Origin of the sequence: Pseudomonas sp. BN414 (assembly GCF_029871275.1) — a bacterium.
GTDB lineage: Bacteria > Pseudomonadota > Gammaproteobacteria > Pseudomonadales > Pseudomonadaceae > Metapseudomonas > Metapseudomonas resinovorans_C.
Map to the genome: position 1 here is coordinate 489,845 of NZ_SSOL01000079.1, position 12,349 is coordinate 502,193.

The 12,349-nt window shown below is 62.7% G+C and carries 9 protein-coding genes; 5 read left to right on the forward strand and 4 right to left on the reverse strand.

What is annotated here, in order from left to right; translation table 11 throughout:
• Window positions 1-504: 504 nt before the first annotated feature.
• The 4 genes from E8E95_RS30115 to E8E95_RS30130 all read right to left on the reverse strand — a co-directional run bounded on the left by E8E95_RS30115 (window position 505) and on the right by E8E95_RS30130 (window position 4,710).
• The gene (locus tag E8E95_RS30115) at window positions 505-1,266 is read right to left on the reverse strand and encodes an amino acid ABC transporter ATP-binding protein (RefSeq protein WP_077522538.1); all 762 of its coding nucleotides are present in this window, start codon (window positions 1,264-1,266) and stop codon (window positions 505-507) included.
• Between the two features lie 10 nt (window positions 1,267-1,276).
• On the reverse strand, window positions 1,277-2,374 hold the full coding sequence (locus E8E95_RS30120) for an amino acid ABC transporter permease (protein ID WP_280356072.1): 1,098 nt from the start codon (window positions 2,372-2,374) through the stop codon (window positions 1,277-1,279).
• 10 nt (window positions 2,375-2,384) lie between these two features.
• Window positions 2,385-3,572, reverse strand: a complete 1,188-nt coding sequence (locus E8E95_RS30125) for an amino acid ABC transporter permease (protein WP_280356073.1) — start codon at window positions 3,570-3,572, stop codon at window positions 2,385-2,387.
• Between the two features lie 109 nt (window positions 3,573-3,681).
• Window positions 3,682-4,710 (reverse strand): amino acid ABC transporter substrate-binding protein, encoded by a 1,029-nt coding sequence (locus E8E95_RS30130; protein WP_077522532.1) that lies wholly within the window; start codon window positions 4,708-4,710, stop codon window positions 3,682-3,684.
• 477 nt (window positions 4,711-5,187) lie between these two features.
• Here E8E95_RS30130 and E8E95_RS30135 point away from each other — a divergent pair, with 477 nt between their 5' ends.
• From E8E95_RS30135 to rhlB, 5 genes are all read left to right on the forward strand, one after another.
• On the forward strand, window positions 5,188-5,847 hold the full coding sequence (locus E8E95_RS30135) for an alpha/beta fold hydrolase (RefSeq protein WP_280356074.1): 660 nt from the start codon (window positions 5,188-5,190) through the stop codon (window positions 5,845-5,847).
• A 29-nt stretch (window positions 5,848-5,876) separates the two neighbouring features.
• Window positions 5,877-7,778 (forward strand): acyl-CoA synthetase, encoded by a 1,902-nt coding sequence (locus tag E8E95_RS30140; RefSeq protein WP_280356076.1) that lies wholly within the window; start codon window positions 5,877-5,879, stop codon window positions 7,776-7,778.
• A gap of 310 nt (window positions 7,779-8,088) precedes the next feature.
• Window positions 8,089-9,027, forward strand: a complete 939-nt coding sequence (locus E8E95_RS30145; protein ID WP_280356078.1) for a GGDEF domain-containing protein — start codon at window positions 8,089-8,091, stop codon at window positions 9,025-9,027.
• 83 nt (window positions 9,028-9,110) lie between these two features.
• Window positions 9,111-10,268 carry a dipeptidase gene (locus tag E8E95_RS30150; protein WP_280356080.1) on the forward strand — a complete coding sequence of 386 codons (1,158 nt, stop codon included), beginning with the start codon at window positions 9,111-9,113 and terminating at the stop codon, window positions 10,266-10,268.
• Window positions 10,269-10,366: 98 nt separating this feature from the next.
• A complete protein-coding gene (rhlB, locus tag E8E95_RS30155; protein WP_280356082.1) occupies window positions 10,367-11,842 on the forward strand; it encodes an ATP-dependent RNA helicase RhlB in 1,476 nt (491 codons plus the stop codon).
• The last annotated feature ends 507 nt before the right edge of the window (window positions 11,843-12,349 follow it).

Sequence of the window (12,349 nt, forward strand, 5' to 3'; positions counted from 1 at the left end):
CGCTCCTACAAAGGCAGGCAGGGCTGTGCCCTGCTTGGCGATTGAAATCGCCCCCACAGGATTGTGCGGGCGCCGAGGGTGGGCTGAGAGTCACCCCTCTCCCGCTTGCGGGAGAGGGGTCCGGGGGAGAGGGTTGTTTCGGGTTGGCTTGGTGCCAGTCCCTTCGCGAATGAATTCGCTCCTACAAAGGCAGGCAGGGCTGCGCCCTGCTTGGCGATTGAAATCGGCACCACAGGATTGTGCTAGTGCTGAAGGTGAGCCGAGAGTCACCCCTCTCCCGCTGCGGGGTGAAGAGGCACGCTTTCGGAAGCACCGCTTCCGGTGCCGATGAACGCCTGAGCGCGAAGCGATCAGGCTGGGGCGCAGAGCGGGGGCCGGGGGAGAGGGTGGTTTCGGGCTGGCTGGGTGCCAATCCTTTCGCGAATGAATTCGCTCCCACAGGGGTGGCACGCGCCAATGAAAAAGGGAGCCCGAAGGCTCCCTTTTTCATTCAGCGTCCAATCCTCAGTGCAGGATCTGCCCGAGGAACAGCTTGGTCCGCTCGTTCTGCGGGTTGTCGAAGAACGCGTTGGGTTCGTTCTGTTCCACGATCTCGCCCTTGTCCATGAAGATCACCCGGTTGGCCACGGTGCGGGCGAAGCCCATTTCGTGGGTCACGCAGAGCATGGTCATGCCGTCATGGGCCAGGCCGATCATGGTGTCGAGCACTTCCTTCACCATCTCCGGGTCGAGCGCCGAGGTGGGTTCGTCGAACAGCATGATCTTCGGCTTCATGCACAGCGCACGGGCAATCGCCACGCGCTGTTGCTGGCCGCCGGAAAGCTGCCCCGGGAACTTGTGCGCCTGCTCCGGAATGCGCACGCGCTCCAGGTAATGCATGGCGACTTCCTCGGCCTGGCGCTTGGGCATCTTGCGAACCCACATGGGCGCCAGGGTGCAGTTCTGCAGCACGGTGAGGTGCGGGAACAGGTTGAAGTGCTGGAACACCATGCCCACTTCGCTGCGGATCGCCTCGATGTGCTTGAGGTCGTTGGTCAGCTCAGTGCCGTCGACGACGATGCGACCCTGCTGGTGTTCTTCCAGACGGTTGATGCAGCGGATGGTGGTCGACTTGCCGGAACCGGACGGGCCGCAGAGGACGATGCGCTCGCCCTGCTGCACGTCGAGGTTGATGTCCTTCAGCACGTGGAACTGGCCGTACCACTTGTTCACGCCCTGCAGTCGGATGATCGGCTCGCCGGCGGTTTTCTTGCTTGCTTCAGTCATGGGACGACTCCTAACGCTTGTGGCTGGTGTCCAGCTTGCGCTCCAGGCTCATGGAGTAGCGGGACATGCCGAAACAGAAGATCCAGAACACCAGGGCGGCGAAGACGTAGCCTTCGGTGGCCATACCCAGCCAGGCCGGGTCGGTGGTGGCTTGCTTGATGCTGTTGAGCAGGTCGAACAGGCCGATGATGATTACCAGGCTGGTGTCCTTGAACAGCGCGATGAAGGTGTTGACGATGCCGGGGATCACCAGCTTCAGGGCTTGCGGCAGGATCACCAGGCCCATCATGCGCCAATAGCCCAGACCCATCGCGGCAGCGGCTTCGTACTGGCCCTTGGGGATGGCCTGCAGGCCGCCACGCACCACTTCAGCGATGTAGGCCGACTGGAACATGATCACGCCGATCAGCGCCCGCAGCAGCTTGTCGAAGGACAGGCCTTCAGGCAGGAACAGCGGCAACATCACCGAGGACATGAAGAGCACGGTGATCAGCGGCACGCCGCGCCAGAACTCGATGAAGGTCACGCAGATGACCTTGATCGCCGGCATGTTCGAACGTCGTCCCAGGGCCAGCAGGATGCCCAGCGGCAGCGCACCGACGATACCCACGGCAGCGATCACCAGGGTCAGCATCAGGCCGCCCCATTGGCTGGTGGAGACGGTGGACATGCCGAGGAAGCCGCCGTGCAGCAGCCAGTAAGCGACGATCGGGTAGATCACCAGGAATGCCAGGCCGTACTTGGCCTTCTGCTGGAAGCGCGGGATGAACAGCGGCGCAGCGCCGATGATCGCGACCCACACCGCCAGGTCCACTCGCCAGCGCAGTTCTTCGGGATAGAAGCCGTACATGAACTGCGAGAAGCGCATCTTGATGAACACCCAGCACGCGCCTTCGCTGGTGCAGTCGGCACGGGTGGTGCCGCTCCAGTCGGCCTGGAGGAAGGCCCACTTGATCAGTGGCGGCAGGATCAGCCAGACCAGGTAGATGGCGAACAGGGTCAACAGGGTGTTGAACCAGTTGGAAAACAGGTTGGCGCGCAGCCATCCCACTACGCCGACGCTCATCCGGGGTGGCGGCTGGTCGGGCTTGAATACGTGTGTCGTCATGGTTCGGACCTCACCGCTCGACTAGCGCAATGCGCTTGTTGTACCAGTTCATCAGCAGGGAAATGCTGATGCTGATGGCCAGGTAGACGCTCATGGTGATGGTGATCACCTCGATCGCCTGGCCGGTCTGGTTCAGCACCGTACCGGCGAACAGCGAGACCATGTCCGGGTAGCCGATGCCGGCCGCCAGAGACGAGTTCTTGGTCAGGTTCAGGTACTGGCTGGTGAGCGGCGGGATGATCACGCGCAGGGCTTGCGGAATGATCACCAGACGCAGGGTCTTGGCAGCGGGCAGGCCCAGGGAGCGCGCGGCCTCGGTCTGGCCGTGGCTAACCGCCTGGATGCCGGAGCGCACGTTCTCGGCGATGAACGCCGCGGTGTACACGGTCAGCGCCAGGGTCAGGGCGATCAGTTCCGGAATCACCACCCAGCCGCCGCGGAAGTTGAAGCCCTGCAGCACCGGCATGCTCCACTCGAAGGGCGTGCCGAATACCAGGGACACCAGGCCTGGAATCACCACCAGCAGCGCCAGGGCGCTGAGCAGCACCGGGAAGCGTTGACCGGTGGATTCACGCTTGGCTTTCGCCCAGCGGGCCATCGCAATGATCGCCACCAGCACCAGTCCCAGGCTGACCAGAAACGGCCAGAAGCCTTCGGCCATGGTCGGCGCCGGCATGTACAGACCGCGGTTGTTGAGGAAGAAGTGCTCGCCGATGGCCATGCTCTGGCGCGGCCCCGGCATGGGCAGCATCACCGCGAAATACCAGAAGAAGATCTGCAGCAGCGGTGGAATGTTGCGGAAGGTTTCGATGTAGACGGTCGCCAGCTTGCGTACCAGCCAGTTCGGCGACAGGCGCGCTACGCCCAGGATGAAGCCGAGGATGGTGGCGAAGACGATGCCGATAGCCGAAACCAGCAGGGTGTTGAGCAGACCGATGACGAAGACGCGGCCGTAGCTGTGGCTTTCGTTGTAATCGATCAGGTGTTGGGAGATCCCGAAGCCGGCGCTTTGCTCGAGGAAATCGAAGCCGGACAGGATGCCGCGCTGTTGCAGGTTGTGCTGGGTGTTCTGGAACAGGTACCAGCCCAGTGCCACGACTGCGACGACGGCGATGATCTGGAATAGCCACGCGCGTGCCTTGGGATCGGTCCAGATCGAACCTTTCGGGGCACGCGGGGCGTTGGCAGGTTTTTGCATGACAGCCCTCTGGGAACCACTGGCCGGCCGGATGGGGGACGGCGGCCAGGGTTCGCGTTGAAACGGAACTCGAACCCGGCAGCCACTTCATGTGGCCGCCGGGAGACGGTCAGCGCACCGGCGGTGCGTACTGCAGACCGCCCTTGTTCCACAGGGCGTTGATGCCGCGGTCGATCTTCAGGTCGCTACCGGCACCGATGTTGCGATCGAAGATTTCACTGTAGTTACCGACCTGCTTGACGATTTGCACCGCCCAGTCCTTCGGCAGCTTCAGGTCCTTGCCGAACTCGCCTTCAGTACCCAGCAGACGGGCAATGTCGGGGTTCTTGGTGGACTTGGCGGTTTCTTCGACGTTCTTCGAGTCGATGCCCAGTTCCTCGGCGTTCAGCATCGCGAACAGCGACCAGCGCACGATGTCGAACCACTCCTCGTCACCCTGGCGTACGGCCGGGCCGAGGGGCTCCTTGGAGATGACTTCCGGCAGTACCACGTACTCGTCCGGGGCAGCCAGCTTGATGCGCTGCGCATAGAGCTGGGACTGGTCGGAGGTCAGCACGTCGCAACGACCGGACTCGAGCGATTTGGCGCTCTCGTCGGAGGTGTCGTAGGTGATGGGGGTGTATTTCAGGTTGTTGGCGCGGAAGTAGTCGGACAGGTTCAGCTCGGTGGTGGTGCCGGCCTGGATGCAGACGGTGGCGCCATCGAGTTCCTTGGCGCTGGAAACGCCGAGCTTCTTGTTCACCAGGAAGCCTTGACCGTCGTAGTAGGTCACGCCGGTGAAGTTCAGGCCCATGGCTGCGTCACGGGAGCTGGTCCAGGTGCTGTTACGCGAAAGGACGTCGACTTCGCCGGACTGCAGCGCGGTGAAACGTTCCTTGGCGGTCAGCGGGCTGTACTTGACCTTGCTGGCATCGCCGAACACGGCAGCGGCAACGGCACGGCAAACGTCAACGTCGATGCCTTTGTAGTTGCCCTTGCCATCGGCATACGAGAAGCCCGGGAGGCCGTCGCTGATGCCGCATTGTACGAAGCCTTTTTTCTTCACCGCGTCCAGGGTGGCGCCCGCTTGCGCGAAACCGCTGACACCGAGAACGGTTGCCGCGGTCAGCACGGCCAGGGTGGATTTCACCATCTTCATCAAAACCTCCAGTTGCTTTTATTGGTGTTGGAGTCTCGGTCCCACCGCCGTACCCTCGTGAGGCAGGTTCAACCTTTCATGCACTGGAAAAGGTCAACCGGGGTGTCAGACCTAAGGAAGGAGTCTAGTTGGCGCTGCTCCGCTCGCCACCAGACCTTTCCTCGCCCATTGGTCAAATGGGCTGGAGACGGATTGCGCCACCCTTGCACCACGAATGGCACCAGGTGATCGCCTGCAAGGTAGCAACCTGAGTTGCGACCCAACCCGTTGCACGCCAGGGCAAGTGTTACCGAGCCCCGGCGCAAATTTCAGTCTGGTGCTCGTTAGCAAAGGGCGTACCAGCGAGGTGCCAGTAGGCCTATTCCGATAGGTCAATAGGTAAAGTTTTAGCGGTGCGACATCTTTTTCAGTTATCAAACCACCCCTTTGAATGGCATCGCCCCACAACTGTGCAGATGCGCCACAACGGAGCCACACATGAGCGACACACTGATTCTCGAGCCCCCACATCGCGCCGATGCCTGCATAATCTGGCTTCACGGCCTGGGCGCGGATCGCTATGACTTCCTGCCGGTGGCCGAGGCCCTGCAGGAAGCGCTGGGCACCACCCGATTCGTGCTGCCGCAGGCGCCGACCCGTGCCGTGACCATCAATGGTGGCTGGGCCATGCCTTCCTGGTACGACATCCTCGCCATGAGCCCGGAGCGCGCCATCAACCTGGCCCAGCTGGAGGAGTCGGCGGAGCATGTGATGGCCCTGGCGCAGGCACAGATCGACGGCGGCATCGAGCCGCGCCGCATCTTCCTCGCCGGCTTCTCCCAAGGCGGCGCCGTCGTCCTGCACACCGCCTTCCTGCGTTGGGCGGATGAGTTGGGCGGCGTGCTGGCGCTTTCCACCTATGCACCGACCTTCAGCGATGACATGACACTGTCGGATACAAAACGACAACTGCCGGTCCTTTGCTTGCATGGCACTTTCGACGATGTGGTCCCGCCCGCGATGGGCCGCTCCGCCCACGATCGCCTGGCCGCCGCCGGTGTTCCCGTGGAGTGGCGCGACTATCCGATGGCCCACGAAGTACTGCCGCAGCAGATCCGCGACATCGGCACCTGGCTGGTGGAACGGCTGCACAGCTGATCTCCAACCCTTCAGAACAAGAAGCGACCATGGCCCAGACCTCAGCTCCGCCCATCGCCAATCTGCGCGATATCGAAGAACTCGAACGTCTTTCGCTGGAACAGCGCGGCATGCCGAACAGCACCTACGAGCTGATCCGCCGCAGCGCCGAACGCAATCCGAGCAAGCGCGCCATGACCTTCCTGCTTCAGGGCGACGCTGAGGAGACACCTGTCGAGGTGACCTATGGGGAACTGCTGGCGCGGGTGACCCAGGCCGCCAATGCCTTCCACCATCTGGGCGTGCGTCCGGGCAAGGCGGTGTCGTTCTTGCTGCCGAACCTGCCCCATACGCACTTCACCATCTGGGGCGGCGAAGCGGCTGGGGTGGTCAATGCGATCAATCCATTGCTGGAGCCGGAACACATCGCCGAGCTGATCCATGCGGCCGACTCCAAGGTGCTAGTGACCCTGGCGCCGTTCCCCGGTACCGACCTCTGGGACAAGGTCGCCAGCTTGCGTGACCGCCTGCCGGAATTGGAGGCCATCGTCACGGTTGACCTGGCGAACCTGCTGCCCGAGCCGCAACGCAGTGCCATCAAGGCCCAGCGCAGTGCGTTGCCGGAAGGGGTGCTGGATTTCGACGAGCTGCTTGACCGCTTCCCCGCCGACCACCTGCAGAGCGGCCGCGTGATTGCAGCGGATGACGTGGCTTCCTACTTCCACACCGGCGGTACCACCGGCACGCCCAAGCTGGCGCCTCACAGCCACCGCAACGAAGTGGCCATGGCGATGATTCTCGCCTACGCGATCAACCTGGGGGAGGGCGACAACACGCTCTGCGGCCTGCCGTTGTTCCACGTCAACGGCGTGATGGTCACCGGCCTCGCCCCGATCTTCGCGGGCGCCGAGTTCCTCATCGCCACGCCCCAGGGCTATCGCAATACGCGGCTGATCCAGAACTTCTGGAAAGTCATCGAACGTTATCGGGTGAGTTTCTTCAGCGGGGTGCCGACCATCTACGCGGGGCTGTTGCAGGTCCCCAGCGAGGGCCACGACCTGTCCAGCCTGCGCTACGCCTTGTGTGGCGCGGCGCCCATGCCGGTGGAGCTGATTCGCCAATTCGAGGCCAAGACCGGCCTCAAGCTGATCGAAGGCTACGGCCTGACTGAAGCCACCTGTGGTACCTGCGGCAATCCGGCCCACGGTGAGCGCCGGCCGGGTTCCATCGGCATGCGCATGCCCTATTGCCAGGTGAAAGTTGCGGTGCTCGACGAACAGGGCCAGTACCTGCGGGATGCCGCGCCCGATGAAATCGGTAACCTCTGCGTGCGCGGCGTGACCGTGTTCAAGGGCTACCTGCAGGCGAGCAAGAACAAGGACATCTGGGTCGATGGCGACTGGTTCAACACCGGGGATCTCGGGCGCATGGACGCCGACGGCTACATCTGGCTCACCGGCCGCAGCAAGGACCTGATCATCCGAGGTGGACACAACATCGATCCGCAGATGATCGAGGAAGCCCTGCATCGACATCCCGCCGTTGCCATGGCCGCGGCCGTCGGCAAGCCGGACGACAAGGTCGGCGAGCTGCCGGTGGCCTATGTGCAGCTCAAGCCCGGTGCAGTCGCCAGCGAAGCCGAGTTGCTGGCACACGCGGCGCAGCATGTGCCCGAGCGTGCCGCGGTGCCCAAGCATGTCTGGATCATCGACGCAATTCCGGTGACCGCCGTGGGCAAGACCTTCAAGCCGGCGCTTCGCTTCGACGCTACCTGTCGCGTGCTGGAAGACGTGCTGGGGGCCATCGCTCCGGGCGTGCGGGTGGAGGTGGTGAACGATGATCGCCACGGACAGATCGCGGAGATTCGCGCACCGGGGTTGGATGAGCCGCTGCGTACGCTGCTGGAAGCTCGCATGGCGGGCTATTCGGTGAAATTCCGCCTGATGGCTTGAGGCCATCTATACTGGCCACCAAAGGCCGCCTCTGGGCGGTCTTCTGGTCACTGCGCCATTCAGTTTTCGCGTCCCTACGCTCCGAGCAGTCGCCGGGGTGTTTTCGTGCGTTCAGAGAAATGTTGCGAAATTGTGGCGAACATCAGGAATTGTCGCGTTCCTTACCGATATCCGGCCGCCTGTCGGCCCAACTTTGGACGGGCATTGCCAGACGAAAAGTGCGGGAATACTGTCGCACTGCGTTAACAACTGAGACAGGGATCGTTAGCGGTGCCGTCCGCTTCGACTGCCATCCGAGGCCGTTGCAGCCATGAAGCATGTCCACTGGCAAAAAGACATGGCCCTGTTGGGCCGACTGCGTCTGTTCCAGAACGTCACCGCGAACAGCCTCGAGCTGTTGCTCAAGGAGTTTCGCGCCTGCGACCTGGACGCCGGCGAGATCGTGCTGAGTCCGTTCAATCGCAACCAGTACCTTTATCTCGTCGTGAGTGGGCGGCTGAAGGTCTACCTGGGTTCCCTGGACAACAACCCCGTCAGTTCCATCGAGCCGGGCGAGTGCGCCGGCGAGATCAGCTTCATCGACAACGACCACCCTTCGGCCTACGTGGTCGCAGCGGAGCCCACCACCGCATTGCGACTGCACCGGCAATCGCTGGTCAGCCTGTTCCAGCAGTCGCCGCAATTGATGCAGAACCTGCTGGAAGTGCTGTGTGACCGTGTGCGTCAGGGCAACCGGATCATTCTCGATACCGAGCAGAACGCGAAGATCGACACCTTGACCGGGCTCTTCAACCGGCGCTGGCTGGAGCAGATCTACCAGCGCGAAAGCACCCGCTGTTCCTTCAACGAGCAGCCGATGTCGATGCTCATGCTGGATGTCGACCACTTCAAGTCCTACAACGACTGCCATGGGCATCTGGCGGGCGATTACGCGCTGTGCCTCGTATCCCACACACTGCGCAATCAGCTGCGGCCCAAGGACAGCATGGCGCGCTATGGCGGTGAGGAGTTCGTCATCCTGCTGCCCGAGATGGGCTGCGACGAGGCCCGCACGATTGGTGAACGGCTGCGGACCAGCCTGGAACAGATCCCTTCCTTCTATTCACCGCTGGGCGTATTGCCGGGCGTGACCATCTCCATCGGCCTGGCGGAAATGCAGCGTCCGGACAGCCTGCAGGGCATGATTTCGCGGGCCGATAACGCGCTGTACCAGGCCAAGCAGGATGGGCGTAACCGGCTGAACGGCTGATTTCGGCCCTGCATTGCATTTCCGCTTCTTTCAAACGTCTGTTTGCTAGAGTCCGTTCACTACAAGACAGCCGGAAGCTGGACATGCGCAAACTCCTGATCGCTTTGCTTTTGCTGGTGGCCGTTGGCCTGGGGATCTTCTTCTACCTGCCGGGTTTCCTCGACCGTGAAATGAACACGGTGGCCGCGCCGCCGCCCTATCACGCCTCCGACGAGGCCGAGAAACTGCACAAGACCCTGTTCGTCGCCGATCTGCACGACGATGCCCTGCTGTGGAACCGCAATCTGCTGGAACGCCATGATTTCGGCCATAGCGACCTGCCGCGCCTGCTCGAAGGCCATGTGGGCCTGCAGGTGTTTTCCACTGTCACCAAGACGCCGCGCGGCCTCAACTACGAGCGCAACGGTTCGGACACCGACGACATCACCCTCCTGGTCATGGCCCAGCGCTGGCCGCGTGCGACCTGGCACAGCCTGCTGGAGCGCGCCCTCTATCAAGGCAAGAAACTGGAAGAGGCCGCTGCCGGCAGCCAGGGCAAGTTGACCCAGGTGCGCAACCGCGAAGACTTCTCCCGGTACCTCGCGGCCTGGGAGAAGAACCCGAACCAGGTCGCCGCGATCCTCGCCACCGAAGGCCTGCATCCGCTGGAAGGCAAGCTGGAGAACGTCGACCGCATGTACGACGCGGGCTTCCGCATCATGGGGCTGACCCATTTCTTCGATAACGAGGTCGGTGGTTCCGCCCATGGCCTGGAGAAGGGCGGCCTGACTCCCTTCGGCCGCCGGGTAATCGCCCGCCTGGAAGAGAAGAAGATGCTGGTGGACCTGGCCCATGCGTCTCGCGCACTGATCGATGACGTGTTGAATATGGCCGAGCGTCCGGTGCTGGTGTCCCACACCGGTGTCGAAGGCACCTGCCCGGGCACCCGCAACCTCACCGACGCGCATATCCAGCGCATTGCCGCTACCGGTGGGGTGATCGGCATCGGCTATTGGGACACTGCAGTCTGCGAAACCTCGGTGAAAGCCATCGTCAAGGCCATTCGCTATGTCGCCGACAAGGTGGGCGTGCAGCATGTGGCATTGGGGTCTGACTTCGACGGTGCCGTGCACACGCCATTCGACACCAGCGGCCTGGCGCAACTGACCCAGGGCCTCAAGGACGCCGGATTCAACGAGGCGGACATCGCCCTCATCATGGGCGGCAACGTTCGCCGACTGCTGCTGGAGTCCCTTCCTTAGACCAAGTCAAGCCCTTGAATGCCCGCAGCTCTTCGCCCTGCGGGCATCTTGCTTTACACTGGCGGCCGTTCATTCCTTAATCAATCGACGAGACCACCGTGCTCAAAGCACTCAAGAAGATTTTCAGCAAGGGTGAAGAGCCGCAGGCCGGCCCCACCCCAACCGCTCCAGCCCCCGCCCGTACCGACAAGGAAGAGCGTCCGGCCAAACCGAAGAAAGCGCCTCGCGAAGCAGGCGAAAAGGCCGAAGGCTCCAGCGAACGCGCTTCCCGTGGCGAGAAAAAGCCCCGCAGCGACAAGCCCAAATCCGACAAGCCGCGTCGTGAGCGTCCGGCCAAGGCCGCGGCCCCGGCGAGCACCTGGAAGCTGGAAGACTTCGTGGTGGAGCCTCAGGAAGGCAAAACCCGCTTCCATGACTTCAACCTCGATCCGAGTCTGATGCATGCCATCCACGATCTGGGCTTCCCCTATTGCACCCCGATCCAGGCGCAGGTCCTCGGTCATACCCTGAAGGGCAAGGACGCAATCGGACGCGCCCAGACCGGTACCGGCAAGACTGCCGCCTTCCTGATTTCCACCATCACCCAGCTGCTGCAGACCCCGCCGCCGAAAGAGCGCTACATGGGCGAGCCGCGTGCGCTGATCATCGCGCCGACCCGCGAACTGGTGGTGCAGATCGCCAAGGATGCCCAGGCCCTGACCAAGCACAGCGGCCTGACCGTGATGAGCTTCGTCGGCGGCATGGACTTCGACAAGCAGCTCAAGCAACTCGAATCGCGCTTCTGCGACATCCTGGTCGCCACTCCCGGCCGTCTGCTGGACTTCAACCAGCGCGGCGAAGTGCACCTGGACATGGTCGAAGTGATGGTGCTGGACGAAGCTGACCGCATGCTGGACATGGGCTTCATCCCGCAAGTGCGCCAGATCATTCGCCAGACCCCATACAAGGGCGAGCGCCAGACTCTGCTGTTCTCCGCCACCTTCACCGAAGACGTGATGAACCTCGCCAAGCAGTGGACCGTCGACCCGGCCATCGTCGAAATCGAGCCGGAAAACGTCGCCAGCGAAACCGTCGAACAGCATGTCTATGCCGTGGCCGGCAGTGACAAGTACAAGCTGCTCTACAACCTGATCGCGCAGAACGACTGGACCCGCGTCATGGTCTTCGCCAACCGCAAGGACGAGGTGCGCCGTATCGAGGAGCGCCTGACCAAGGACGGCATCAGCGCCGCCCAGATGTCCGGCGACGTGCCTCAGCACAAGCGTATCAAGACCCTGGAAGGTTTCCGCGAAGGCAAGATCCGCGTCCTGGTGGCCACCGATGTCGCCGGCCGTGGCATCCACATCGACGGCATCAGCCACGTGATCAACTTCACCCTGCCGGAAGACCCGGACGACTACGTCCACCGCATCGGCCGTACCGGCCGCGCGGGCGCCACGGGCACTTCCATCAGCTTCGCCGGCGAGGACGATGCCTTCGCCCTGCCGCCGATCGAGGAACTGCTGGGGCGCAAGATCAACTGCGAGATGCCCCCGACCGAACTGCTCAAGCCGGTGCCGCGCAAGCATCACTGAGGTCGAGTGGAATGAGAAAAGGCGAAGCCAGGTGCTTCGCCTTTTTCTTTGGGGGCAGGGAAGGGGAGACCTGCGGCCTCCTTGGCGAATGAGCGCCGGCTCTTGCAGGTTCGGCAGAGCGCAGCGAAGCCCAACGAGGTTCACCGGTGACTCCGCGTGTTGGGCTTCGCGTAGCTCTGCCACAACCCACGGTGCCCTTTCGCGAATTAATTCGCTTCTACAGGAAAGTGCCAGGATCGACCCCGCGCGGTCGGCTCTTGTAGGTTGGGCAGAGCGCAGCGAAGCCCAACGAGGTTGACCGTGACTCCGCATGTTGGGCTTCGCGTAGCTCTGCCACAACCTACGGGCCAGATGCGCGGCCCTTTCGCGAATGAATTCGCTCCTACAGGAAAGTGCCAGGATCGCCCCCGTGCGGACGGCTCTTGTAGGTTGGGCAGAGTGCAGCGAAGCCCAACGAGGTAGACCGTGACTCCGAATGTTGGGCTTCGCGTAGCTCTGCCACAACCT